Source organism: Streptomyces sp. B1866, assembly GCF_031932565.1.
Classification (GTDB): domain Bacteria; phylum Actinomycetota; class Actinomycetes; order Streptomycetales; family Streptomycetaceae; genus Streptomyces.
In genome coordinates this window covers 40,195-62,975 of sequence record NZ_JAVSCF010000008.1, presented here as the reverse complement: position 1 = coordinate 62,975, position 22,781 = coordinate 40,195, and the positions used below count along the sequence as shown (strand labels likewise).

The following is a 22,781-nucleotide window of genomic DNA, read 5'->3' as shown; positions in this document are numbered from 1 at the left end:
CCGCGCCGCGCCCCAGGCCGCCGGAGCCCGCGCCGAGCGACCCGGCGCCGCGGCCCAGCTCGGCCGAGCCGCCGTCCGCGCCGTCGCCGCCCGCCGAGGAGGGCCGGGTGCCGGACGCGTCGCCGCAGGCGGGGCCGGAGTAGCCGGCCGGATCCGGGGGTGTGTCGCAGGACACGGCCGTACGCATTTGCTCTTCGCGGCGCAGAGTGCGTATGGTGGTAGATCGTTTGATCCCATTTGCCCGGCCGCCTTGGTGAACACACGCCGAGGTGGGCCGCGAGGCGCGTTCCTTTCCATGCCGTGGCTGACCGCATCGAGGCGGTCGTATGCGTAATCACACGGAGCTGGGCGCGTGCCGAGACTCCGGAAGGTTTCGCATTTCGTATGTCCGTAAGCACTGACCACGCTGTCATGCCCGTTTCCGACGAGCGCTCCGAGGAGACGTCCCCCGAGGCCGCCGCGCCCGCACCGGCCCCCGAGATCACCTTCGCCGACCTCGGCCTGTCCGAGCGCATCGTGCGCAAGCTGGCGGAAAACGGCGTGACCCGGCCCTTCCCGATCCAGGCCGCGACCATCCCGGACGCCCTGGCCGGAAAGGACATCCTCGGCCGCGGGCGCACCGGCTCCGGCAAGACCCTGTCCTTCGGCCTGCCGCTGCTGACCACCCTGGCCGGCGGCCACACCGAGAAGAAGCGCCCGCGCGGCCTCATCCTCACCCCGACCCGCGAGCTGGCCATGCAGGTGAGCGACGCGCTCCAGCCGTACGGCGACCTGCTGGGCCTGGGCCTGAAGGTCGTCTGCGGCGGCACGTCGATGGGCAACCAGATCTACGCGCTGGAGCGGGGCGTCGACATCCTCGTCGCCACGCCCGGCCGGCTGCGCGACATCATCGACCGGGGCGCGGCCTCCCTGGACCGGGTGCAGATCGCGGTGCTGGACGAGGCCGACCAGATGGCCGACATGGGCTTCCTGCCGGAGGTCACCGAGATCCTGGACCTGGTCCCGCAGGGCGGCCAGCGGCTGCTGTTCTCGGCCACTCTCGAAAACGAGATCGACACGCTCGTCAAGCGCTACCTGGTCGACCCGGTCACGCACGAGGTCGACCCGTCGGCTGGCGCGGTGACCACCATGACCCACCACGTGCTGGTGGTGAAGCCGAAGGACAAGGCCCCGGTCACCGCCGCGATCGCCGCGCGCAAGGGCCGGACCATCATCTTCGTACGCACCCAGCTGGGCGCCGACCGCGTCGCCGGCCAGCTCGTGGACGCGGGCGTACGGGCGGACGCGCTGCACGGCGGCATGACCCAGGGCGCCCGCACCCGGACGCTGGCCGACTTCAAGGACGGCCTGGTCAACGTGCTCGTCGCCACCGACGTCGCGGCCCGCGGCATCCACGTCGACGGCATCGACCTGGTGCTGAACGTGGACCCGGCCGGCGACCACAAGGACTACCTGCACCGCTCCGGCCGCACCGCGCGCGCGGGCCGCAGCGGCACCGTGGTCTCGCTGGCCCTGCCGCACCAGCGGCGGCAGATCTTCCGGCTCATGGAGGAGGCGGGCGTCGAGGCGTCCCGGCACGTGGTCGGCGGCGCCGGCATCTTCGACGAGGACGTGGCCCGCATCACCGGCGCCCGCTCGCTCACCGAGGTGCAGGCCGAGTCGGCGGCGAACGCCGCCCGCCAGGCCGAGCGCGAGGTCCACGACCTGACCCGCCAGCTGGAGCGCGCCGAGCGCCGCGCCACCGAGCTGCGCGAGGAGGCCGACCGGCTGGCGGCCCGCGTGGCCCGCGAGCGCGGCGTGCCGCCGGTGGCCGCGGACGCGGCGGAGGCCGCGGAGAGCGCCGTGGCCGTGCCGGTACCGGAGCCGCGCCTGGCGGCGGAGGCCCCGGCGGCCGGTGCCGCCGAGCCGGCGGAGCCCACGACCGCCGGTGAGGCGCCGGCCGAGCGCCCGGAGCGGTCCGAGNGAGCCGCGCCTGGCGGCGGAGGCCCCGGCGGCCGGTGCCGCCGAGCCGGCGGAGCCCACGACCGCCGGTGAGGCGCCGGCCGAGCGCCCGGAGCGGTCCGAGCGCTACGACCGGCCGGAGCGGTCCGACCGTTCGGAGCGGTACGACCGCGCCGACCGCCGCGAGCGCCGCGACGACCGCCCGTACGGCCGGGACCGCCGCGACGACCGGGGCGGCTACGGCTACGGCCGCCGCGACGACCGCGGGGGCCGCCCGTACGAGCGGCGCGACGACCGCGGCGGCTACGGCCGCCGGGACGACCGGCGCGATGACCGGCGGGACGACCGCTCCGGCGGCCGCCCGTTCGAGCGCCGCGAGGAGCGGGACCGGTACGAGCGCCCGGAGCGGTCCGACCGCTACGACCGGCCGGAGCGGTCCGACCGCACCGACCGCGGCGACCGCGCGGACCGCCGCGACCGCCGCGACGACCGGCGGGATGACCGCTCCGGCGGCCGCCCGTTCGAGCGCCGCGAGGAGCGGGACCGGTACGAGCGCCCGGAGCGGTCCGAGCGCTACGACCGGCCGGAGCGGTCCGACCGCACCGACCGCGGCGACCGCGCGGACCGCCGCGACCGGCGTGACGACCGCCCGTTCGACCGGGACCGCCGGGACGGCGAGCGCGGCGGCTTCCACCGCCGCGACGACCGGCGGGATGACCGCTCCGGCGGCCGCCCGTTCGAGCGCCGCGACCACGGCCACAGCCACACCCACCGCGGCGGCGACCGCCCGATGGGCCGCGACCGCCGCGACGACCGCCCGGCCCGCCGCGACGACCACCGCCCGGGCAACCCGACCGGCCGCCCCTTCGACCGCCGCGCCGACAAGCCCCGCTGGAAGCGCAACGGCTGACCACCCGCCCGACCCGGCCCGCCCGGGCTGAGCGCCTGAAGGACCCGACGAGGCCCGTCCCGCACAACCGTGCGGGGCGGGCCTTTCGGCGTCCTCGGGGTATTGCCTCGGGCGCCGGGTGCGGGCCGGGCTATGCTGCGGGGGCGGGGCCGTTAGCTCAATTGGCAGAGCAGTGGACTTTTAATCCTCGGGTTGTGGGTTCGAGTCCCACACGGCCCACCGTCGGCAGTGGCGGCCTTACCGCCGCTGACCTGCAATTTGGCGTCCCGTCCGGGCTTCACCGGGCGGGACGCCGCGCCGGCCTCGGCGGGCTGTGAGCCCGAGGTGAGCCCGGGGGAACCGGTAGCGTGCATCGGGTGTGCCCGGGGCACCAGGGCGGCCGCCTTCTCCGCGATGTCCAGGTCGACCTGCTTCAGCAGCGATGTGTACGTGTTGCTCGTAAGCGTGATCGTCGAGTGCCGCAGCGTTTCCTTGATCGTGTGGAGGTCGCCGCCGGCCGCGTGGATCAGCGTCGCGGCGAGGTGCCGCAGGTCCCGGAGGTTGATCGGTGGCAGACCCGCCGCCTCGACGAGGGCGTCGAACTCCTTCGAGACGGTGTCAGGATGCAGCCATGTACCGTCTTCCTTGGTGAAGATTTTTCCGGTGTCCGTCCACGGCAAGCCGTCCTTCAGCCGCTGGTCCCGTTCGGCGATCTGCCGCGCCCGGTGCTCCCGCAGTACCGAGACCGTCAGCGAGTCCAGAGCGATGGTGCCCGCCGAACCCTCCGTCTTGGGCTCCGTCTCCACCGGCGTCCAGCCGTCGACCACGATCTCCTTGGACACCGTCAGGTCCTGGCCGTCGAGGTCGGTTTCGTCCCAATCCTGTCCGACACCCTCGCCCCGTCGCAGTCCGCGGAAGGCGATGAGGTGGAAGAAGGCGTACAGGCGGTGTCCCTCGGCCTTGTCGAGGAACACGCCGAGTTGCGCGGGGGTCCACACCATGACGGGACTCGGCTTCCGTCCCGTCTTCCGCCAGCGCTCGACATGCTTGTCCGTCCACAGAACGGCCTTCGGGCGGCGCTCGGAATCCAGTTCGACGTGCTCGGCCGGGTTGAAGGTGATGAACCGCTGCGCGATGGCCGCGTTCAGCGCGGCCCGTAACGTCGCGCGGATGCGTTGCCGTGCATTCGCCCCGGTCAGCCTCCGGAACGGCTTCATGGCGGCCAGCTTTGCCCGCTCCGGGGCCAGCCGGGCACGCTCGGCCGCAGGCGGTCGTCCTTCCTTGCTCGGCTTGCACCGGGCGAGCTGCTCGCGACGGGCGGTGTTCTCCGCCTCGATCACCTCGTTGTCGTCCTTGATGGCGTCGAACATCTCGTTCAGGTGCCCGACGTTGAGCCGGTCAAGGCGTATGTGGCCGATCCGGGGTTTCAGGTGGTAGTCGATGTGGCTGCGGTAGCCGTTGATCGTGGTCTTCCGGACCTTCTTCGACGCGAACCAGCGGTCGAGCCACTCACCGACCGTGATGCGGGAGGTGATGTCCTGGCCGGCCTTGAGTCGGCGGCGGGTCTCTTCGACGTCCGGCAGCGGCTCCTTGCTCTTGGCGACCATTTCCAGCAGGTCACCGATGTGTCTGAGGCTCTCGTCGTCGTCCTCGTCGGGAACCGTGAGCAGTGCACGCACCTTGTCGAGCGCTGCTTGGGCGTCCGTCTTCGTGGAGAAGCCGCCGCGCCGGAACGTGCGCCGCGTGCCGTCCTGTCGGGACGGTAGCTCCTGTCGGACGTTCCACACCCCGTGGCGCTTGTTGCTCAGCTTGGGGCACGACTGGCCGTACTGCTTGCCGGTTTCAGGGTCGCGGCAGGCGCACCGCCGGAAGGTCGAGCCGGTTGATCCGTTCACGCATTACCTCCGTCTGTCGGAACCGCGTCCGGGCTGACGAGCATGTCGAGAGCGGTCATGGCCTCGACCCACTCGGGTTCGCACCGTGGGACCGTCAGGCCCACGCGGGTCATGTCGTTGATCACGTGCGCGAGGTCGCCGAGCCGGTCGACGTACTCGCGGTCGAGGCCGTGCTCGCGCTCGTCCTCGGGACGGTGGCTGTCTTGGCCCGTCCCGGTGCGTCGTTGCGCCTTGAGGACGTCGTAGCGGCGGCGCTCGAACTCCGGGTACAGGCTGGCGGGGTAGGCGGCGGCGGCCCACGCGGCGGCCCACTTCGGGCCGTCCTCGCCGATGGTGCGGGGGTCGGGGTAGTACCGCCCGCCGACCGGGCCGGCGAGGGCAGGGGTTTCCTGTCCAGTGATCCACTTCCAAGCGGTGTAGGTGTCGCGGGGATCGGCGGTGGGGACGGTGGGGACCGTCTCCTCGGCGCCGAGGGGCAGCAGGAGCAGCAGCGGCGGCACAGCCAGCGCCAGGCCGAGGACGAGCAGTTCGTCGACGCTGACGTCGCGGCGGCGTTTGCCGTCCTTGTTGCGTCGGCCGGTCTCGATGTTGGTCAGGGCGGCGTAGGTCAGATCCGGGGCGCCGAGCCTGGCGCACTCTGCGGCGAGCTGTTCGCGGTTGAGTCCGAGGCGGGTCCGGTGCCTGCGGACTTGTCCGGCGACTGTGTCACTGGGCGTGAGGCTGCTGTGCATATCGACACGTTAGCAGTCCATATTGATCCGCGTCTCGTGGTGACGTAGATTTTCAGTCAGCGTTAGTCGTTCTGCACAGGGCAGAGTGCATATCTACATATCAAGGGAAGGGGTGCCACATGCCACGCGGCGACGAAGGGATGACGCACGGCGAGCTGGAGGCGCTGCCGGTGACCTTCCCGCTCGATGTGGCCAACCGCGCCCTCGCCATCGGGCGCACCTACGGCTATGACCTGGCCAAGCGGGGCGAGTACCCGGTCCGTGTGCTCCGGCTGGGGCGGCAGTACCGCGTGACGCGATACGACCTGCTGCGCTACCTCGGCCTCGACGCGCAGGACGACGCCGGGGAAGACTCGCCGACTGCCTGACCGGTCTACCCCTCGCCTGGGGCTCCGCTCGGCCCGCTGCTGACGACGGCGCTATGGCCGGACAGCTGCTCGGCGTAGGCATTGCTGGCGGGCCCACTGCCCGTCACGCGGTGGGGCGGGGCAGCACTCGGGCGTCCGGGCAGGTGCCGGGTAGTCGATGCCCAGCTCTGCCGTGCAGGCCGCGCTGCGCTGCCGTCGCTGCCCTTTCCGCTCCGGCTTCGCGAGGCGGTGAAGATGGAGTCGTCGGCTCCGACCCCAGCGAGTTGAGGCGGCCATGATGGGCTTGGGATACGGGCGGTGCGGCCCGGTGGGAGACCTCAGCGCCTGCTCGGCGTGCGACGGGCAGACGTCTTTTTGTTCGGAGTCCAAAATTTCGGCGGAAGCTCCTCGCGGGCCCGCTCATAGAGGGCGCCCGCGGCCGGATTCTTCTTGTATCGATTAACGAGGGAGATCATTTCTTGGATGCGCTCATCGCAACGGCCGGAATGAACATCGGGATAGTTGTTGAGAACTTTTCCCCACGTCGCGCACGCCTTTTCCAGGTGGCCGATCGTGCATTGGCGCTCAGCCAATCGTCCTCCGTCGAGAACCAGTCTCCGCACTCGGGAGGCAGGAATTCGGTTTAGGGAATTTTCCATCGCCCTGACGGATTTTTCTAGGTCGCCGAGGCTTTCTTGGACGTGAGACGTGAATTTGGTCAGCGCGTCAGGGCCGAAGAGGCCGAGTACGGATTCTTCATCAGGTTGCACCCTGCCCATAAGCTTTTCTGCTGTTCCCAGCAATGCGCGTGCTTCGCTGCCGTTCCCGGCCTCGGCGACGGCGCGCGCTTTGTGGACTGCCAGGTATGCGCGCGTACTCGTGTCTACCTGTGAGGCGACACCTTCCGCTGCATGAGTGAGGCGAAGCGCTGTCGCACTGTGCCCCAGGTGTATGGCTTGAGTGCTCATCAAGCAAAGTGTTGCCACATACGAGAGGTTGTCTCCCGCTGTTTTGGCCAGTTCCAGAGCCTTGACATAGTAGCGTTGGGCCAGCCCGTTCGCGCCTTCGTCAAAAGCCATGTAGCCAAGTAGATAACAGAAATCTGATACGGCAGACAGCATTGCCTTGCGTACGGGTTCAGTTGCATCTGCTCGGAGGAGAGGCACCGCCGTATTGATTAAGAATGCGGCTGCTTGCGGGCGGGCATGGCGCCCTCCCTCTCTGTAGTCCATCTCAGAATAATGATCAGTCGTGGCTCGGACGTATGCGACGTCCGAGAATCCTACGCGCTTGCTATGTCCAGTTTTGATGGCCGTCATGCGTGCGGGTGCGTCGTCCCAGCCGGGAACCGCGAGTGTGGCGGCGTAGAGTCCGACGTCGAGCACGCTCCGGCGGGCCGGGTCCACGTCCAACCTCCCTAGGTCTGCCAACTCTTCTACGGTATCCGTACCCCCGTTCGGCTCGCTTTCTGCCGGGGGGAACCCAGCCTCAGCATGCGTGATCGGTCGGTCGAGCCTGCGCATGAGCGCTTCCAAGATCACCGGACGTGCCCGCTCCTGGGGCACCGTTCCGCGTCGCACCCAGTGACTCACGGCCGACTGGTTGTACTTCAGGCGACGTCCGCACTCGGTCCCCACCTTGTTGACCAGCCGTGCGAACTGATCCTCGCTGAGCCCAGCCTCACGCAGCAGGCGTTCGAGCGCAACGTTCGGCTGCCTCTCGGCCATGGGCACCCCCTACCTGTCCCGGTACTGGCTTTATTGCCGTCAGGTCGCCGCCTCGGTACCGCCGTCGGTCACGTCGCGGTTACGTAGTGCACATACGTAGTGCACACAAGCTACCCCGGTCCGTGCTGGAGCCGCAGGAGGTCCCCCGTAGTGAGTACTCCCCCCTCGCAGGTTGACGGCCTGAAGGTCGTTGCTGACCAGCTCGCGCAGCACTTGCGCGACGCCTCGCCGGGCGGTTACGAGGTGATCGTCCGTGCCCGGCCCATTGAGCACTTCGAGTTGCATCAGCGTCCCGTGGCGGACGCCGAGCGGGTGCCGGAGCCTCGGACGGAGCAGGACCTGCTGCCGGCCGAGCTGACGCGGGATGCGCAGAACACGCTGTACGAGCTTGAGTCGGCGCTCGCGGGTATGGGGCTCACCTTGCCGGGTGCCTACGTGTCGCCCCCGTGCGGCAAGTGCCCGGAGGGCGAGGGGCCCCGGATCTACCTCGGGTACCTCTCCCCGCAGGAGGCGCGGGAGTGGGTAGCCACCTTGGTGAAGGAGCGCAAGCGGTGAGCGGGGAGCGCCTGAGGCCCGCGTTCGTCCCGGACCCGGGGGAGTTGGTGACCGACACCCAGCACGACCGGGTCGGCTACGCCAGCGCATGGGACAACAGGACGCTGACGCTGACGCTGAAGGCCCCGACGGGTGACGAACTCTGGGACACCACGGAGTTCCGCCGGCCGACGGTCGGCGAGGTGCTGAGCGCGCGGGTGGCCCGGGAGAACCGCGATCGCCGGTGGAGGGGGCGGTGAACGTGGCCTTACTCGTGTGGCTGCACTCGTACTGGTCGCGCCTGCGCGCCTGGTGGCGTTTGATCGGCCAGTGGTCGCGTTTGGTCCTGCTGGTAAGTCCGCGGCGGCGCCGCGTGCATGGCTGGTTCGAGGCGGTGCTCGCCGAGGGTGGCGACCAGGACCCGCCGCTGCCTGCGCCTGATGAGGGGAAGTTGCTGGCTGCGATGTTCGGTGAAGGGGAGAGACCGTGAGACGTGTGCGGGTGCGGCCGGTGCCGGCGCCCGGGCCGGGTCAGCACAGGCGGCCCCGGCGCCGGTTGTGCCTCCCGGTTCCGGCGGTGAGCACAGACGGAGCGGTGCGGCGGTTGCTCTGCGCCTGGCGCGTGACGCGGGCCGCGCTCGTCGTCGCCGGCGCGGTCGCTCTGCTGGCGGGGTTCGGGTGGCTGGCGGTTGTCAGCGACCCGTACCAGCCGTGAGCGCACGCGCCTGAACAAGGCCCCGCCCTGCCGGATGTCGGTGTCTCCGGCTACCCAGTGACTCCTTGGTAGCAGGGGCGGGCCCGACTTCCCGGCCGGCCTTCGGCCGGGTGATCGGCTGGGCGCGGAAGGGGGCACCGGGAAGTGGTCGGGCCGGGGCCCCGGGAACGAAGCGATCACCACGGGAACGTGGAGCGGGCACGAGTCGCGGAATGGAACCGAATGCGGGGGTTGGGATGGTGATCCGGGTTTTCCGCTTCGTTTTCTACATGCTGGTGAAGGACGAGACGGCGGAAGCGGAACGGTCGGTCACGTGCGTGTCGGGAGACGAAGAAGACTGCGGGGCCACGAGCGGAGTCCTCGGCACTGAAGACGCGTGCTTGGAGTGGATCCGAAAGCACGCGCGGGACAATCCCGGGCACCTGCGTTTTCAGCGGGCGTACGTGGACTATGCCGTATTGGTTCCCCTGCGATAAACGCCCGACATCGTGGCCGGCCGGTTGATCGTCGGCGCGCCCGTGCCGCCAGTAATTCATCCTGTGCCGACCGGATGACCCTCTTCTCGCTCAGTAGACAGGGACCGTCGAGAGGAATCGCTCGTGAATGGACCGATCGAAGTCCGCCAGACCAAACGCAAGGGAAAGACCACATCCGTCCGTGCCAAGGACTCTGCGGACGCGTTGCGGCAGCGGGACCGTAGGGCCGCGCTGATCGGACGCTTCCGCGAAAAGCTCGGCGGCGCCGGGCCCTCCGTGGCCCGCACCCCATCCGAAGCCGACGACGATCTGGAGCCCGTCCTCCCGCCGCCCGGCGGTTGGACCGTGACTGTGGGGTCTGACCTGGAGACCGTACACAAGCTCCGGTCCGGTGGCGCGGCGTGCGGCGCGTCCGGCGAGCCGACCGAGTGGAACCGGCCTGTCACCTGTCCTGAATGCCTTCAGGCCCCGTAGAGACTCCCGCTCTGGTCGTAGGGGACTGCGACCGGAGCGGGCCCCGGCAGGCGGCGACGACAGGCGCCTGCCGGACCATGCGAACCGATATTCGACAGAGAAGGATGGACCTTGGGAGTCAAGCCAGTCGACCCGGACGACGTGTCCGATGAGGAGTTTTTCCGCGATATCAAGGCCCTGGCCGAGGTGGCGCAGACTGCGGAGGACCCGGCCCAGCCGGATGATATCCGGGACCTGGCGAGCGGCCTTACCGAGAACGCCGCTGATTACCTGTCCCGCAAGTACAACCGTTAGCAGCCGTTCCGGCCGGAGCTGGAACGGATAGCCGTCCCTCGGCAGGACCCGGGGTTGGGTCTCCCGGTGTCGTGCCTGCCTGCCCGCGCGGCTGGAAACGCGCATCGGGCGCCGCCCCCGTGAGCGGTGAGGGACAGGGGGTGTCGGCGCCGCCGGGGTCCACAGGGAGCGCCGGCACCCCCGACACCACGAACGGCCCCGTCCGTCCGCTCGCCCCCGTGGCGGACGGGCGGGGCGCCGGGGACACCCGGCGCGCACAACCCGCAGCCACTCGCAGTCAGAACGAGACAACCTGGAGGAAGAGGCCATGCCTGACGAGGTGAACGGGTACGACGTTTTCGAGCACGAGATCGTGACTCCTGCGGAGCCTTCGCCGGAGTCGGAGGACACCGAAAGCGACGATGACTGATCCTGACGAGCTGCCCAGGGGCCGCGACGTGATCAAGCGACTGATCAAGCGCGACATCCCCGACCGCTCCGGAGCCTCGACGTGGTGCGGCAAGCACCCCAAATCCCGGACGCAGCTTGTGCTGAGAACGACATGGGTGTGCCTCGACTGCGTGCGGGAGTCAAGCAAGCCCGTCACCTGACGCAGCACCCCAAGCGGCCCCGCCCGTCTGCGACGGGCGGGGCCGTCTCATGCCCTCACCGCCGTGGGCGAGGGCTCAACTCTCCGGGCCGGCCACGAACGAGCCCATCCCGCGAACCGTCACGATCAGCCCTTGATCCCTGAGTGCCTTGGTGGCTTTCCGGACGGTCAGCCGGTTCACGCCGAACTCCTTTTCGAGTGCTACCTCGGAGATCAGGTGGCGCGGCGGGTACTCCCCGGTCTCGATGCGCTCCCGGAGCGCTTCAGCGATCTGTTGCCACTTGGGGCGCGTCGGGTCGAACTCGATCACCCTGCGACCGTACCCAGCCACGGCGTTCGACGCATAGGCATACAAGTCAGTACCTCGGTATAGACAGGTATACACAAGCTGGTTACCGTCGTCAGACGACAAGACCCCGGCGGCGCGTGCAGGCGCCACCGGGGTACCGCCCCCAGCTATCGAGGAGCTGACGACATGCCGCACCCTATAACCCACCTGGTCGCGTGGTTACGGTCGCTGTTCACCCGTCCCCAGCACCCCAGCGCCGGGCAGCGCACCACCCCGACCCGCCCCGGACCCGCTCCGGTCAGCGTGTGGGCAACGCCGTGGCCGACTCCCGTACCCGCCCATGTGCTCGACAGGCACCGGACCGTCTCGGGCGACGACGTGAGCCTTGTGCGCCCCTACGTCCTGCGCTGGGAGCAGGAGGCGGAGCGGCGGCGTCGAGCCGAGCGGCGCATGGCCCTGGTTCTTGCGGAGGCGGGCGCACCGGACGTCCCTTCCTACAGCTATGCCGGCAACCACTTCGACGCGGTGAGCGCAGCGTGAGCGACGCCGCCCGCGAACACGGCCCCGAGACCCCCGGGGACGGTGGAGGCCAGCAGGACGTGTCCGACGAACCGTGGCCGTGGCCGGGCTCCGGTGCCCTCCCGGTGCCGCTCCCGGTGTGCTGCCGCTGCGGAGGTTCTTCCGCCGCTGCGGTCGCAGTGGGCTACGTCGAGCGGGCCAGCGGGCCCGGGGTCGTCCTGTACGCCTGCCCCCGGTGCGCGCCGACGGTCACGGCGGGTCCGACCCCGGGGGAACTGGAGCCGGACGCGTAGCCCCTGCAACGGCACCGTGCCAGCCCCGCCCGGTACTCACCGGGCGGGGCTTCCGCGGCTGTGTCGCTCCTGAGCTGGTGGCAGCGCACCGGGGGGAGACGGCCGTCCTTGCTTCGGGCGGCCGGCGTCGGTTCCTGCCGGTGCGTACTACCGGTCTGGTGGACGGTCGGCGAGCTGTCGGGCGCGGGCTTCGACGCGGTCGACGGCGTCGCGGAGGCTGTTGCCGGCGTTGGGGTGCAGTTCGTGCTCGACGGCGGCGAGGCGTTCCTCGATGCGGGCCAGGCGGGTCATGACGCCGGGCCGGGCGGGGACGCCGGGCCGCTGCGGCGTACCGGTCCAGTCGTCGGTGAGGTCGCCGAGGCGCTCGGCGAGGTGGCGGGCGGTGCGGGTTGCCCGGTAGAGCAGGGCCAGGGCGCCACCGACCGCGGCGACGACTGCGCTCCAGACGGCGGCGAGGTCGACGGCGGGGACTCCCGTGGTCACCGGCCCGGGTCGGTGTCGTCGGCCAGGCCGAGGCCGACGCGGTCGAGCAGGGCCTCGACCGACGGCAGGGCCATGACGCGGGTGAGTCCGCCGGCGGCGGTGAGGGCGCCGGCGACCCACGGCAGGGCCTCGGGGATGCCGGCCGCGTGCACGATGGCGGGCAGGGCGAGGGCGAACGCGACAACGGTCTGAAGGACGGTCCGGACGGTGCGCTTGGCGGCGGTGCTCATGGACAGGTCTCCTTCGTGAAGCGGGGGTGCGGCAGGGCCCGCCCCGGCGGCGGGGCCGGGGCGGGCGGGGTCTACCTGCCGTGGGCGAGGCGGAACAGGTGGGCCCACCCGTGCGGGCCGATCGCCGGGTCGTAGGGCTTGCCCTTGGCGCGGTACTGCGGGTGCGCGTTGTGGAAGCGGGCGACGGCGGCCTGCGTGGCGGGTCCGTAGTTGTCGGACTCCTGCACGCTCTTGGGCAGGTAGCCGGCGGCCTTGAGCGCGCGCTGGAGCGGTCGCGCCGACGGCTTGGCCTTGTTCGGGCCGAGGCCGGGCGGGAACGTCGGCGGCGTGTAGGGGGCCGGCTTGCCCGGCGCGGGTTTGCCGGTGAGCTTCTGCGCCCGGCGGACGATCTCGGGCAGTTGCGCGACGACGCGTGGACCGGGGCAGGAGGTGTGTCCGCCCCACGCGCTACCGCCCATCGCGTGATGGCCCAGGCCGCGCCCGCTGGGAGAGCCTGCGATCTGGAGCGGCACGCTGTGGGTGGTGTGGGCCCACGCGAGGACGGCCGCGCACCGGTCGAGCTGGGCGTCGGTGAGCGTGTCGCCGCCGCGGCCCTCGTTCTCGACGGACAGCCAGGTGCGGTTTCCGCCGGCCTGCGCCCACGCGCGGTCGGCGGTGTCGACCCACTGGCACAGCGCGCCGGCGCGGCTGGTGCCGAAGTGCGCGGACGCCTCGGCGTCGGGGTTGCGGAACCAGGAGTCCGTACCGCCGTACGAGCCGTCCATGATGTGTACGACGACGCCGTGTACGGACTGCTGTCCGCCGCGGGTGTGGTTGACGGGGATCGGGCGCCAGGCGGCGCCGGGCATACGTGCCACGGGGTAACTCCAGACATGAGAAAACGCCCGCGGCCGAGAGCCGGGGCGTAGCAGGTGGCGGGTCAGGCGGGGGTGCGGTACCGGGCGGTGACGGGTCTGGCGGGGAGTGACTCAGGCAGGGCCGGGGCTCGTCTCGTCGGCGGTGTGCGGACTGGTGTCGGTGGTGGTCTCGGTGCTGTCGGCTGGCGGGGCGGGGACGGGGGTGGATTCGGCCGGGGCCGGGGCCGGGGCCGCGGCGGCGGGGGCGGTGCGGGTGTGGGCGCGGCCGGTCAGCGCGCGGACCTGCCGTTCCAGACGGCGGATGCGGTCGAGGATGTCCTGCGGAAGCGCGGGCACTAGGCGGCCTCCAGGTACAGGCGGCCGGTTTCGGGCCGGCCGCGGTCGGGTGGGGCGACGGACAGGCCCACGACGCGAAACCGCGCGTCGAGCCGGTCGTGCCACGGGTCGTGGATGCGCACGCGGACCGTCGCGCCGAGCAGGGCGGGAGAGACCGGGGCGCGGGTCATGTCGAGCGTGATCTCGGGGATCACGCTTCCGGCGCGGGCGGCGGCGAGGTCGGCGGCGGCGTGCGCGTCGAGGGTGGCCTGCTCGGTGACGGTGGTGTAGTCGCTGCTGCCGTCCAGGCGCGGCCAGCCGTCGGTGATGTCCTGCTCGGCGAGCTGTACGGCGGACATCAGCGGTACGGCGTCGGCGCCGCCTTGGGTGGCGGGGTCGGTCGCGCCCCTGCTCTGCCAGGCGTTCGCCCGGCCGGTGGCGTCGATCGGCCAGGTGTAGGCGGTGATGGGCCCGGGGTGGTCCAGGACGATGTCGGTGTGCCCGGTGCGGATGACCGGGTGTCCGAGCTGCACGCGCTTCACGCGGCGGCCGTCGGCGTCCAGGTGGGAGCCGATCCGCCACTCGAACCCGTCCTCGACGCCGCCGAGTTGGTCGATCAGGTCGCGCACGACGGACAGGTCGTACTCGCTGTAGGCGCGGTCGCGCACGCGGCCGGAGGTTTCCGGCCCGTACGTGATGCCGATGTTCCCGCCGTCGATGGCCTGTACGTAGTCGATCAGGAAGCGGACGATGTCGAACTGGTCACCGGACAGGGTGAAGCTGTGCATCATCAGCCGGTGCGCGAGGTAGGTGTCCCAGGTTCCCGCCTGTACCTGTACGGACAGGAAACCGCGTTCGTCGGAGCGGACGGCGGTGGTCCACAGGAGTCCGCCCCACCACAGGTCGCGCCCGCGGTACAGCCACAGGGCCGTGCGGCCGGGCACCAGGGCGGCGCGGGCGCGGGCGCCGATCCGCGAGTCTGGGATCGGGACCGTGCCCGAGAGGCTGCCCGGCTTGCCGATGTAGTCGTCGAACGCGAGGTCCTGCACAGGCAGGGTGTCGAGGACTTGATCGGTGCGCAGGTCGCACAGCAGCAGCCGGTACGGGGCAGGCAGCACACGCCACCTCCCCCCGGGGGCCCGACCGTGTCAGGGCAAGAGGTACGTCGTCGACGTGCGCAGGCGCCGGTCGTTCAGGAGGGCCCCATTGCTCGACCAGGTGCGCAGGGTGAGCGTGCCGGCCGTCGTCAGCCGCGCCGCTCCCGATCCGAACCCGTCTGAGACGGACAGCTCGACGTCGGCGAAGGGGCGCCACCCGGCGGGCACGGTGCCGATCGGCTCGTCGGGGTTGACGTTGCCGGTGGGGCCGACATCGAGCTGGGGCCCTTTGCGCTGGACGTCGAGCACGACGGACGCCACACCGCCGGTGCGGCGGGCCGCGTAAGCGTTGAGGGTGTAGCCGGCGGCCACGGTGAAACCGGTGGTGGCCGACTCGACGGCGAGCGGGGGGCGGTAGGTCTGCCACTGGCCGGCCGTGGCGTTCCAGCGTTCGAGGACGCCGCCGCGGTCGCGGTACTGCCCGTCGTAGGCACCGGGGGTGGAGTCGCCGGCCGCGCGGGGGATGATCCCGCCGTGCGCGGTGGTGTAGCGGCGCCGGTCGGCAAGGGCGGAGGACCAGGGGATACCGCCGGTACCGGCGGATGCGCCCGCGGGGACGGTGACGGTCCACAGGCGCAGTGTGGCGGCGGGCAGGGGCGGCTCGACCGGCGAGGGGGCCGGGGCGCCGGTGAGCAGCTCGACGGCGGCGGCGGTCTGCCCGGAGGCGTCGAACAGCCCGTCGTAGACGCGCAGGACAAGGGAGTCCAGGCGGGGGTACTGCGCGTCGCCGTCCGGGACGGTCAGCGTCTCGGGCGCGGTGACCACCACCGGGTAGGCCCCTTGGGCGGTGGTGCCTTGCACCACGGCGCGGCCGGTGCCGAGCTGGACCTGCATGGGTCCGGTGCCGGTGGCTGCGAGCGGGGCGCCGCCGGCGATGACGCCGGCGCGCGAGGTCAGCTCGCCCTCGGGCGCCATGGTCCCCAGAGGGGCGAGGCGGGTGTCGGTGCGGGTCTGGCCGTTCGGGGGGCCGGACAGCAGCCACGCGACGCGCACGGTCATGCGGGGCGCCCTCCTTCTACCAGTAAGCCGAGCGCCACCGGAGGGTGGCGGACGCGGCGGGGTCGGACGAGCCGGGGGCGGAGCGGAACGCGAGGTCGGTCGCGCCGGGTGGCAGCGTGAACGTCTGCTCGGGCACGCTGCGCGCGGTGGCGGCGTACAGGCGCGACGCCGTGGCGTTGAGGGTCACGGTGCCGGCGCCGGTGTCAACGGTCAGGACGTCACCGGCGGCCAGGTCGAGGGCGTATTCGAGGGCGTCGCCGGTGGCCAGGTTGGTCACGCTGGGCAGGGACACCGGGCCGGTGAACGCGACGACAGGGTGGGCGGGGGCGTTGCCGGCGTTGGCCGCGGTGAGGGTGCCGGTGCTGCCCGGCGGCCCGAAGTCGACGCCGGCCTCGCTCTGCCAGTCGAGGCCGGCGGTTCCATGCCAGTCGAGGCCGGGCTCGGGGGTCGGAAGGCCGGTCCGCGCGAGCTGTTCGGGGAGTGCGTAGCGGCGGGGGTCGGTGGCGGTGAGCTGGAGTGCGGCGCCGGTGATGGTGCCCACCCGGTACCCGCGGCCGACCGGGATCGTCCGGGCGGTCACCCGCACCCACGCCAGCAGCGGCCCGCGCGCGTCGAGCTGCACCACCAGGGGCACCTCGTCATCCGTGACCGCGGTGGCGTCTTCGAGCTGCTGCACGACGGCGCCGAGTTGGTCGGGGCGGGCGCGGATGACGAGGTCCTCGACCGTGATCACGCGCGACTGTGCCAGCAGTCGGCCCGCCAGCGCGCCGTGCGCGTCCGACCGGGGGATGCTGCCGTTGTCCAGCGGGGGGAGGTCGGCCCATCCGGTGAGGGTGCGCCACCGGTAGGGGGTGCCGCGGCCGAGCAGCAGCTCGCCGAGCTGGAGGTGTCCGGGCGCGGTCACCCGGTCGCCGGGAACCACCGCGTCACCCCCTGGCTTTCATGCGCCATTCCAGCGCGGCGGCGTTCTCCTGCGGGGTCTGCGTGCCGCCGTGCCAGTGCTCGATGTGCACCGCCGGCCGGCCGGGGAAGTACCCGGGCGGGGCGGGTGGCCCGCTCGCGGCGGCGAACGCCGGTACGGGCGGTAGGGGCGGTGGTGTGACCAGGCGGGCCATGGTCCGGGCGACGGCGCCCTGCCCGGAGCGGATGCCGGCGACCACGTCGGCGGGTATCCACCGTCCCACCTCGCGCGCCATCACCCGCGAGGGAGACCCGATGCCCAGGGCCTTTTTGATCGGCCCGGGAATGACCTTTTTCGCCCATCCGGACAGGGTCGACTTCAGCCAGTCGCCCATGGACTTGATGCCGTTCCACAGTCCGCGGACGACGTCTCGCCCTTCGTCGTACAGCAGGTCACCGAAATCCCCGAAGTACCCGGCGATCGTATCCGGCAGTTTACTGACGAACGTCAGCATTTCACCGGCTTCACGGACGGTGCCGTCCTTGACGCGCTTCCAGTGCGATGCGATCAGTCCGGCGATAGTCCAGCGCGCGAAGAACCCGATGATCCTCTGAGGAACTCCTCTTACCCAATCGGTTGTGGCGTTCCATGCGCGGGTGGTGCCCGACCGGACCGCGTCCCAATGCCGGATTATCACGCCGACGATCGTCCACGCCATGAACAGATTCAGCAGGAACCGGGCGACGGCGGAGACCTTGCCCGACACCCAATCCCACGCGCTGCCGGTCGCGGACGTGACCGTGTCCCATTTGACGATGATCAGGGCGACCAGTGCGGCCACGGTGGCCAGCACCCACCCCACCGGGCCCAGAGCGATGACCCACGCCGCCGCCATGCGCCCGGCCTGAACGAGGGACTGCCCGCCCATGAGGACCCACGCGGCGACCACCCGTAGCGCGGTCAGGGACGCGGCGGCCCCCTGCCGTACCCATCCGGCCAGGATCAGCGTGTTGGCGGCGACGAACCGCGCGCCGGCGGCGACACCGGCCGCGCTTTGGGCGATCCAGCCGGCGACCACCTGACCGGTGGTGACCGTGGCCTGTGTCCCCAACTGCACCAGGGTGGGCAGCATGACGAGGGTGATGATGCCCGCGGCCACGCTGAACGCGGCACCGTTGCGGGCGACGAAGCCCGCCGCCGCGGCGAGGCCGTCGGCGAAGTCGTCGAGGTAGCTGCCCGCTGTGGTCAGGATGGGCAGGACACGGTTTCCGAGTATCTCGACGAATCCCTGTCGCAGGGATCGCGTGAAGACGGTGACCTTCGTGGCGGCGTTGTCGCGCATGGTGTCGCCAGCGCGCTTGGCGGCACCGTCGACCCGGCCGAGGGAGGCGACCGCCTTGCTCGGGTCGATCGCCAGCAGGGCCCGTGAAAGGTCCTCGGACTGCGTACCCAGCAACTGCTGGGCGAGCCGGAATCGCTCGGTCGGGTCTTTCACGGCGCGCAGCCGGTCGGTGATGGTGTCGAGTGCGGCGCGGGCTTTCGGCCCGCCCGTCGCGAACGCGCGCGCCATCTGATCCGCGTTCAGGCCGAGGGATTTCAACCCGTCGGCGGCGCTGCCGTCCTTGACCCGGATGTTCAGTTCCTTCATCGCGTCCGCGACGATGTCCGCGTCGCGGGCGCCGGCCTGCAACCCCTGGTGCATGATGCCGAGGGCCTGCTTGCCGTCAATGCCGAGGTCCCGGAACTGGATCGAATACTCGTTGAACGTGTCGAGTAGATCCTCGGCCTTGTTGATGCCGAGTTGCGTACCCCGGGTCAGTATGTCGAACGCTTCGTCCGCGTTCCGCGCCATGCCGGTCTTGAGCATCTGGCCGACGGCGACACTGGTAGGGCCGACTTCCTCACCCATGATCTGCGCCACCTGCGACAGGCGTCCACCGACCTTCTCCAACTCCTTTTCCGTCGCACCGGCGGGTACGAGGCCCTGCTGCCACAATGCTTTGAGCGCCTCGTTCGCGTCGGAAACCGAATCGGTATAGCCGCGGCTGTACAGCGCGCCGGCGGCCTTGCCAAGGCGCTTGGCCTGCGCGGGGTCGGCGCCGAGCTGGGCGGCCAGCAACGACGTCTCCCGCTGCTGTGACATGGCCTCCCCGAGGCCGGCCACCACCGCGGCGCCGACGCTCGCGCCGACCGCGGCCCAGCCGAACGCGCCGAGGCGGTCGCGCAACCGCCCGCCGGCGGCCTGCCCGCCGTCCTCGGCCCCGTCGGCGACGGCGTCGCCGAGCTGCTGCCCGGCCGCCTCGCCAGCGCTCGCGGCCTCGGCGGTGATCTTCTCGGCGGTGGCGACGACGGCCCGCTCGACACGGGCGAGCCCTCCCTGGAGAGGGGAGTCGTCAACGTCGATCGTGACGAGCAACTGGCCGACGGTCAGCGCCATATCCGGTCACCCCCCGTCGTGCGCGGTACCGGCGGGCAGGCCGGTGATCGCGGCGATCTCGGCCGGATCGGTGACAGCTCGGGGGGTGCGCGCCCACGCGCGGGCGAACCGCGCCTCGCCCGGCAGGCCGGCGACCAGGACCAGGAAACGCCGGGTGGACATCCGCGCGAGGTCTCGCGTGCTGATGCCGTACGCACGGGCGAGGTCGCCCTCGACAGCCGTCCAGTGGGTCAGGACCGCGCGCCAGAACGCGGCGCCGTCTTCCCCTTCTTCTTCCTGGCCGGCGTGCGCCGGGCCGCCCGGTTCGCCGGCGCCGCGGCTTTTCCCGCATCCTGCTCGGCGTACAGCTCGGCCGCGCGCCGCATGGTCACGCTGCCCGGCTTCCGGATGTTGCCGGCAGACCAGATGAGCACGACGCCGAGCTGCCGGTCGGTCATGCCCTGCTCGGCCCACAGGTCCAGGACGTCGGCCCCGTAGAGGGTGGCGAGCATCCGCCGCACGTCGGCCGGGTCGCTGGAGTCCTGGACGCGCTCCATCTGCAAGGTGAACAGCAGCGGCAGCGAGTCGGGCAGCAGGTAGTCGCGGCCGTAGAGGGTGAGCCGCTGGCGCGGCCGGGCGGCGGCCTCCTCGGCGAAGAACGCGTCGAAGTCGGCTGCACCGTCGGCGGCGGGCTGCTGCGCGTCGTCCTGGTCGACGGGTCCGGTGTCGCGGTCGCCGCTCATCCGGCTACCGCCATCGCGGATGCCGGCCCGCACCGGGTGACGGTGCACGACCAACTCGTCTTGTCGTTGGTGCCGCCGCCCTGCTCGCCCGGGGTCACGGTCGCATCCCACACCACCCACGCCGTTTGGGACTTGTGCCGCCACCGGACGCGGTTGCGGCTGTCGACGCCGAGGCGCTGCGCCCACGCGTGGTCGACGTACGCCTGCCCGGGGTCCTGCACGCCGGTGGCCTTGTCGACGCGGTACTGGGCCTGGATTTCCAGCGTGGCGCCGCGCTGCATGACGTCCTGCTCGTACTGCCCGTCGCTGTCGAACGCCGTGGTGTCCGCGGTCTCTTCGTTCTCGCCGGGGTTGTGGGTGAAGCTGGTCGTGCCGCCGATGGTCAGCCATGTCTCGGTGCCGGCGTCGGCGTCTTCCACCTCGAACAGCCACCCGCGGGCATCGATCGGCCGGCCGCTGCCTGCCATCCGGGTACCTCCTTACTCGTCGGCGGGGTCGGCGACGTGCAGGTCGAGGCTGACCACGTGCTCGTGCCGGCCGTTGCTGTCAGGCCCCAACGGGGCGGGGGTGCCGCGGGCGGCGGCCAGGACCAGCCACGACCCGTCGGGCAGGACCACACCGGCCAGGCCGTGCAACGCGCGGTACAGGGCCGTACAGCGGGCCCGGGACGCGCGCGGGTCGGGGCCGCCGCGCACGCGCACCTGCAAGCGCGGGGTGTCGGCGCCGTCGCGCGCCTCCGGGGGCGGCCCGTCGTACAAGGCGAGGGACACGGCGGCATCCGGCACCGGGGGCATGGCCTCGATGAACGTGTCGCCCGTGCGGCCGGTGGGGTCGTAGGTGAGCAGGCCGGCGGCGTCCAGCCATCGGGCGAGGCCGCCGAGCAGGTCAGCCACGAAGCACCCGCCTCACCTGTGCGGCGATGATCTCGGCGACCGTGTCGGCCTCCTCGGTCAGGGGCCGTTCCAGGTACTTCGCGGTACGGCCGGCGTCGTGCCGGGCGGTGAGGTCCTCGTGCACGCGGGCGGCGTACGGGGTGTCGTAGGACACGCCGGCGGTCAGCGCCTCCTCGTCCACGCTGGCGGCGCCGGAGCGTTCGAGGGTGCCCTCTTCGATCGGGACGCGGGCGCGGGAGCGTTCGAGGACGTGTTCGGCGGCGGCGCGCAGGCCGCGCAGGGCGCCGGCGCGGGTGGCGCGCAGGGCGGCGGCGCCGTTCCAGGTGAGGCGGGCGCGCTGCGTCATTCGCAGATCACCTCCGTGCAGGCCGGTACGGGCAGGCCCGGCGCGGCGTGCTCGGCGGTCGAAAGGGCGGTCGTCACGCGGCCGCCGGGCAGGGTGAGCCGTGAGCCGGGCGGGCAGGTAAGGCCGGGCGCGGTGATGACCTGCGCCGTGCTGGTGGTCTCGCGGCCGTCGGTGGCGCGCCGTACCTGGCGGACGGTGGCGGAGACCAGAGCGCGCACGTCGGCGACGGGCGGGCCGTAGGACGGGCCGTACGCGGTGTCGCCGCGGTAGGGCTCGATGGTCACGCGGTGGCGCAGCAGCCAGTCGGGGACCCTCACCAGATCACCCCCGGCAGCAGGCCGGCCCGCCGCAGGGCGCGGTGCGCGCGCGGGGCGAGGTCGACACCGGACGCGGCCGGCACTCCGGCTTTCCGGCCGGACAGGGACACGGGGCCGACGCTGACGGCGTCCCACTGCCCAGCCGCCCCGGTGCCGTCGTCCCCGGTGGCGACCTGGTACTCGACCTGGGCGCACGTGGCCTCGGCCAGGGCGGCGGCGACGGCCGCGGCGGTGGGGTTCCCGTCGGCGTCCACGTCGTACACCGCGGTCACCAGGGCGGCGTCGACGTCCTCGGACGCGCGGGCGAGCAGCCGATCGGCGCCCGCAGGCGCGGGGGTACCGGTGTAGGCGGCGAGCTGCTCGGGGGTGGCGTAGACGCGGCCGGCCACGGCTCACCCCCTGCCGGTCGTAGCGGCCCGCTTGCCGCGGGCAGCAGAACGCCCCGCCGGCTTGCTGGCCTGCGGGGCGTCGTCGGGCTGCTCGCGGGTGGCGGTCGGCTCGGGCTGCTCGGCTGCGGGTGGCGGCCGGTGGTACCGGCGTAGGATCACGCGGTGGCCCCGCGGGTCTTGAGCACGACGATCCCCTCGTCGTCGAGCCGGTGCGTGGCGTAATGCACGTTCGTGGTGACGACCGTGGTACGGGCGAGGATGTCGCGGTCGGTCTCGACGACGGGCCGGCGCTTGTAGAGCAGGCCGAGGGAGCCGCGGCGGATCATCAGCGCGTGGTACGCGGCCGGGTTGGTGCCGTCGCCGGCGGTGGTGGTCAACCGGTCGGACACCAGGACGTTGACGCCCCCTACCTGCCCGATCACGCCGCGGGGGATGACGGCTCCCGCGCCGAGCTTGTCGGCGCTGATGAAATTGGGGTCCTTCAACAGGCTGGCGCGCTGCGTGGAGTGGATGACGATACCGGCCATGTTCTGCGGGTCCCACTCGTCGCCGAACTTCGCGATGCCGTCGACCATGACATCCCACGACAGGGGGACGGCCGAGGCGTCCACGCTGATCACGCCGGGCGCCTCGGCCGAGGCGATCAGGTCTTTGTCGATCTTCCGGGCGATCAGTACGCCGAGCTGACGCTGCGTCTCCGCGTACGGGTCGCCGAACGCCACCAAGCGCGCCTTGTCCGTCAGTTCAACCGCCTTGCCGACCTCCTTGATCACGGCCCTGCTGCCGGGGTCGGTGGCGAGCTGCTCCGGCGTCATCGGCGTGCCCTCGTTCAGCTCCTCCGCCTCCCCCAGCGTCTTCCACTTCGGGAAGGTCACCGAATCGCCGGGCTTGCCTTCGAGGGTTGCGTCGTCGAGGGCGAGCGTGCCCACCACAAGGGCGCCCTTGAACTTCGCCTGCACCATGTCGGCCCAGACGTCGGGAACGATCATCTGTGCCGTGGTGGTCTTGCCGGTCGCCATACGG

29 protein-coding genes, 1 tRNA gene and 2 pseudogenes are annotated in these 22,781 nt (G+C 71.7%); 12 read left to right on the top strand and 20 right to left on the bottom strand.

Annotation, left to right across the window (positions count from 1 at the left end):
- The first annotated feature begins 384 nt into the window (after positions 1–384).
- Positions 385–2,851: pseudogene (locus RKE29_RS02955) on the top strand (DEAD/DEAH box helicase).
- Positions 2,852–2,997: 146 nt separating this feature from the next.
- Positions 2,998–3,070, top strand: a tRNA-Lys gene (locus tag RKE29_RS02950).
- 251 nt (positions 3,071–3,321) lie between these two features.
- Here RKE29_RS02950 and xerC read toward each other — a convergent pair.
- Positions 3,322–4,293, bottom strand: a pseudogene (gene xerC / locus RKE29_RS30755) (tyrosine recombinase XerC); the annotation flags it as partial.
- On the opposite strand from xerC, the gene RKE29_RS02940 reads away from it, so the two are divergent.
- On the top strand, positions 4,210–4,596 hold the full coding sequence (locus RKE29_RS02940; protein ID WP_312003410.1) for a hypothetical protein: 387 nt from the start codon (positions 4,210–4,212) through the stop codon (positions 4,594–4,596). The pseudogene xerC and the gene RKE29_RS02940 sit on opposite strands and share 84 nt — an antisense overlap.
- 125 nt (positions 4,597–4,721) lie before the next feature.
- On the opposite strand, the gene RKE29_RS02935 is transcribed toward RKE29_RS02940, so the two are convergent.
- Complete coding sequence (locus RKE29_RS02935; RefSeq protein WP_312003409.1) at positions 4,722–5,456, bottom strand: hypothetical protein; 735 nt, start codon at positions 5,454–5,456, stop codon at positions 4,722–4,724.
- Positions 5,457–5,575: 119 nt separating this feature from the next.
- Between RKE29_RS02935 and RKE29_RS02930 the strand changes: the two genes are divergently transcribed.
- Positions 5,576–5,824 (top strand): hypothetical protein, encoded by a 249-nt coding sequence (locus RKE29_RS02930; protein ID WP_312003408.1) that lies wholly within the window; start codon positions 5,576–5,578, stop codon positions 5,822–5,824.
- Positions 5,825–6,141: 317 nt separating this feature from the next.
- Here the strand turns inward: RKE29_RS02930 and RKE29_RS02925 are convergent, their stop codons facing one another.
- Positions 6,142–7,530: a tetratricopeptide repeat protein gene (locus tag RKE29_RS02925; protein ID WP_312003407.1), complete on the bottom strand. Its 1,389-nt coding sequence runs from the start codon at positions 7,528–7,530 to the stop codon at positions 6,142–6,144.
- Positions 7,531–7,680: 150 nt separating this feature from the next.
- On the opposite strand from RKE29_RS02925, the gene RKE29_RS02920 reads away from it, so the two are divergent.
- The 7 genes from RKE29_RS02920 to RKE29_RS02890 all read left to right on the top strand — a co-directional run bounded on the left by RKE29_RS02920 (position 7,681) and on the right by RKE29_RS02890 (position 10,612).
- Positions 7,681–8,085 (top strand): hypothetical protein, encoded by a 405-nt coding sequence (locus tag RKE29_RS02920; protein ID WP_312003406.1) that lies wholly within the window; start codon positions 7,681–7,683, stop codon positions 8,083–8,085.
- Positions 8,082–8,324: a hypothetical protein gene (locus RKE29_RS02915; RefSeq protein ID WP_312003405.1), complete on the top strand. Its 243-nt coding sequence runs from the start codon at positions 8,082–8,084 to the stop codon at positions 8,322–8,324. Before RKE29_RS02920 ends, RKE29_RS02915 begins: the two co-directional genes overlap by 4 nt.
- Positions 8,321–8,554 (top strand): hypothetical protein, encoded by a 234-nt coding sequence (locus tag RKE29_RS02910; RefSeq protein ID WP_312003404.1) that lies wholly within the window; start codon positions 8,321–8,323, stop codon positions 8,552–8,554. Before RKE29_RS02915 ends, RKE29_RS02910 begins: the two co-directional genes overlap by 4 nt.
- 86 nt (positions 8,555–8,640) lie before the next feature.
- Positions 8,641–8,778 carry a hypothetical protein gene (locus RKE29_RS02905; protein WP_312003403.1) on the top strand — a complete coding sequence of 46 codons (138 nt, stop codon included), beginning with the start codon at positions 8,641–8,643 and terminating at the stop codon, positions 8,776–8,778.
- Positions 8,779–9,377: 599 nt separating this feature from the next.
- Positions 9,378–9,728 carry a hypothetical protein gene (locus RKE29_RS02900; RefSeq protein WP_312003402.1) on the top strand — a complete coding sequence of 117 codons (351 nt, stop codon included), beginning with the start codon at positions 9,378–9,380 and terminating at the stop codon, positions 9,726–9,728.
- Positions 9,729–9,839: 111 nt separating this feature from the next.
- A complete protein-coding gene (locus RKE29_RS02895) occupies positions 9,840–10,022 on the top strand; it encodes a hypothetical protein (protein WP_312003401.1) in 183 nt (60 codons plus the stop codon).
- 401 nt (positions 10,023–10,423) lie between these two features.
- Positions 10,424–10,612: a hypothetical protein gene (locus RKE29_RS02890; RefSeq protein WP_312003400.1), complete on the top strand. Its 189-nt coding sequence runs from the start codon at positions 10,424–10,426 to the stop codon at positions 10,610–10,612.
- Positions 10,613–10,687: 75 nt separating this feature from the next.
- Here RKE29_RS02890 and RKE29_RS02885 read toward each other — a convergent pair whose 3' ends face one another.
- The gene (locus RKE29_RS02885; RefSeq protein WP_312003399.1) at positions 10,688–10,921 is read right to left on the bottom strand and encodes a GntR family transcriptional regulator; all 234 of its coding nucleotides are present in this window, start codon (positions 10,919–10,921) and stop codon (positions 10,688–10,690) included.
- 165 nt (positions 10,922–11,086) lie between these two features.
- Here RKE29_RS02885 and RKE29_RS02880 point away from each other — a divergent pair, with 165 nt between their 5' ends.
- Positions 11,087–11,440, top strand: coding sequence for a hypothetical protein (locus RKE29_RS02880; protein WP_312003398.1), 354 nt, complete (start codon positions 11,087–11,089; stop codon positions 11,438–11,440).
- A 419-nt stretch (positions 11,441–11,859) separates the two neighbouring features.
- Here RKE29_RS02880 and RKE29_RS02875 read toward each other — a convergent pair whose 3' ends face one another.
- From RKE29_RS02875 to RKE29_RS02800, 16 genes are all read right to left on the bottom strand, one after another.
- Positions 11,860–12,195: a hypothetical protein gene (locus RKE29_RS02875; protein WP_312003397.1), complete on the bottom strand. Its 336-nt coding sequence runs from the start codon at positions 12,193–12,195 to the stop codon at positions 11,860–11,862.
- Positions 12,192–12,425: a hypothetical protein gene (locus tag RKE29_RS02870; RefSeq protein ID WP_312003396.1), complete on the bottom strand. Its 234-nt coding sequence runs from the start codon at positions 12,423–12,425 to the stop codon at positions 12,192–12,194. The genes RKE29_RS02875 and RKE29_RS02870 overlap by 4 nt, the downstream gene beginning before the upstream one ends.
- A 71-nt stretch (positions 12,426–12,496) precedes the next feature.
- Positions 12,497–13,273: a peptidoglycan-binding domain-containing protein gene (locus RKE29_RS02865; protein WP_312003417.1), complete on the bottom strand. Its 777-nt coding sequence runs from the start codon at positions 13,271–13,273 to the stop codon at positions 12,497–12,499.
- Positions 13,274–13,393: 120 nt separating this feature from the next.
- Positions 13,394–13,618: a hypothetical protein gene (locus tag RKE29_RS02860; protein ID WP_312003395.1), complete on the bottom strand. Its 225-nt coding sequence runs from the start codon at positions 13,616–13,618 to the stop codon at positions 13,394–13,396.
- Positions 13,618–14,715 carry a hypothetical protein gene (locus RKE29_RS02855; protein ID WP_312003394.1) on the bottom strand — a complete coding sequence of 366 codons (1,098 nt, stop codon included), beginning with the start codon at positions 14,713–14,715 and terminating at the stop codon, positions 13,618–13,620. The genes RKE29_RS02860 and RKE29_RS02855 overlap by 1 nt, the downstream gene beginning before the upstream one ends.
- A gap of 30 nt (positions 14,716–14,745) precedes the next feature.
- Positions 14,746–15,753 (bottom strand): hypothetical protein, encoded by a 1,008-nt coding sequence (locus tag RKE29_RS02850; RefSeq protein ID WP_312003393.1) that lies wholly within the window; start codon positions 15,751–15,753, stop codon positions 14,746–14,748.
- A 16-nt stretch (positions 15,754–15,769) separates the two neighbouring features.
- Positions 15,770–16,675, bottom strand: coding sequence for a phage tail domain-containing protein (locus RKE29_RS02845; protein ID WP_312003392.1), 906 nt, complete (start codon positions 16,673–16,675; stop codon positions 15,770–15,772).
- Between the two features lie 4 nt (positions 16,676–16,679).
- Positions 16,680–19,091 carry a phage tail tape measure protein gene (locus RKE29_RS02840; protein ID WP_312003391.1) on the bottom strand — a complete coding sequence of 804 codons (2,412 nt, stop codon included), beginning with the start codon at positions 19,089–19,091 and terminating at the stop codon, positions 16,680–16,682.
- A 6-nt stretch (positions 19,092–19,097) separates the two neighbouring features.
- Positions 19,098–19,253, bottom strand: coding sequence for a hypothetical protein (locus RKE29_RS02835; protein ID WP_312003390.1), 156 nt, complete (start codon positions 19,251–19,253; stop codon positions 19,098–19,100).
- 68 nt (positions 19,254–19,321) lie between these two features.
- Entirely contained in the window at positions 19,322–19,813 is a 492-nt protein-coding gene (locus RKE29_RS02830) for a hypothetical protein (protein ID WP_312003389.1), read from the bottom strand.
- Positions 19,810–20,280 carry a phage tail tube protein gene (locus tag RKE29_RS02825; RefSeq protein ID WP_312003388.1) on the bottom strand — a complete coding sequence of 157 codons (471 nt, stop codon included), beginning with the start codon at positions 20,278–20,280 and terminating at the stop codon, positions 19,810–19,812. The genes RKE29_RS02830 and RKE29_RS02825 overlap by 4 nt, the downstream gene beginning before the upstream one ends.
- A gap of 12 nt (positions 20,281–20,292) precedes the next feature.
- Positions 20,293–20,706, bottom strand: a complete 414-nt coding sequence (locus RKE29_RS02820) for a minor capsid protein (protein WP_312003387.1) — start codon at positions 20,704–20,706, stop codon at positions 20,293–20,295.
- Positions 20,699–21,052: a hypothetical protein gene (locus RKE29_RS02815; protein WP_312003386.1), complete on the bottom strand. Its 354-nt coding sequence runs from the start codon at positions 21,050–21,052 to the stop codon at positions 20,699–20,701. The genes RKE29_RS02820 and RKE29_RS02815 overlap by 8 nt, the downstream gene beginning before the upstream one ends.
- Entirely contained in the window at positions 21,049–21,369 is a 321-nt protein-coding gene (locus RKE29_RS02810) for a hypothetical protein (protein ID WP_312003385.1), read from the bottom strand. Before RKE29_RS02810 ends, RKE29_RS02815 begins: the two co-directional genes overlap by 4 nt.
- Entirely contained in the window at positions 21,366–21,758 is a 393-nt protein-coding gene (locus RKE29_RS02805; RefSeq protein WP_312003384.1) for a hypothetical protein, read from the bottom strand. Before RKE29_RS02805 ends, RKE29_RS02810 begins: the two co-directional genes overlap by 4 nt.
- A 155-nt stretch (positions 21,759–21,913) precedes the next feature.
- Complete coding sequence (locus RKE29_RS02800; protein ID WP_312003383.1) at positions 21,914–22,777, bottom strand: N4-gp56 family major capsid protein; 864 nt, start codon at positions 22,775–22,777, stop codon at positions 21,914–21,916.
- Positions 22,778–22,781 lie beyond the last annotated feature (4 nt).

Bases quoted from the DNA above. Each gene is read 5' to 3' on its own strand.
- RKE29_RS02880 (WP_312003398.1), top strand. From the start codon at position 11,087: ATGCCGCACCCTATAACCCACCTGGTCGCGTGGTTACGGTCGCTGTTC.
- RKE29_RS02925 (WP_312003407.1), bottom strand. From the start codon at position 7,530: ATGGCCGAGAGGCAGCCGAACGTTGCGCTCGAACGCCTGCTGCGTGAG.
- RKE29_RS02835 (WP_312003390.1), bottom strand. From the start codon at position 19,253: ATGTCCACCCGGCGTTTCCTGGTCCTGGTCGCCGGCCTGCCGGGCGAG.
- RKE29_RS02830 (WP_312003389.1), bottom strand. From the start codon at position 19,813: ATGAGCGGCGACCGCGACACCGGACCCGTCGACCAGGACGACGCGCAG.
- RKE29_RS02840 (WP_312003391.1), bottom strand. From the start codon at position 19,091: ATGGCGCTGACCGTCGGCCAGTTGCTCGTCACGATCGACGTTGACGAC.
- RKE29_RS02850 (WP_312003393.1), bottom strand. From the start codon at position 15,753: ATGACCGTGCGCGTCGCGTGGCTGCTGTCCGGCCCCCCGAACGGCCAG.
- RKE29_RS02890 (WP_312003400.1), top strand. From the start codon at position 10,424: ATGACTGATCCTGACGAGCTGCCCAGGGGCCGCGACGTGATCAAGCGA.
- RKE29_RS02930 (WP_312003408.1), top strand. From the start codon at position 5,576: ATGCCACGCGGCGACGAAGGGATGACGCACGGCGAGCTGGAGGCGCTG.
- RKE29_RS02825 (WP_312003388.1), bottom strand. From the start codon at position 20,280: ATGGCAGGCAGCGGCCGGCCGATCGATGCCCGCGGGTGGCTGTTCGAG.
- RKE29_RS02935 (WP_312003409.1), bottom strand. From the start codon at position 5,456: ATGCACAGCAGCCTCACGCCCAGTGACACAGTCGCCGGACAAGTCCGC.
- RKE29_RS02870 (WP_312003396.1), bottom strand. From the start codon at position 12,425: ATGAGCACCGCCGCCAAGCGCACCGTCCGGACCGTCCTTCAGACCGTT.
- RKE29_RS02815 (WP_312003386.1), bottom strand. From the start codon at position 21,052: ATGACGCAGCGCGCCCGCCTCACCTGGAACGGCGCCGCCGCCCTGCGC.
- RKE29_RS02865 (WP_312003417.1), bottom strand. From the start codon at position 13,273: ATGCCCGGCGCCGCCTGGCGCCCGATCCCCGTCAACCACACCCGCGGC.
- RKE29_RS02800 (WP_312003383.1), bottom strand. From the start codon at position 22,777: ATGGCGACCGGCAAGACCACCACGGCACAGATGATCGTTCCCGACGTC.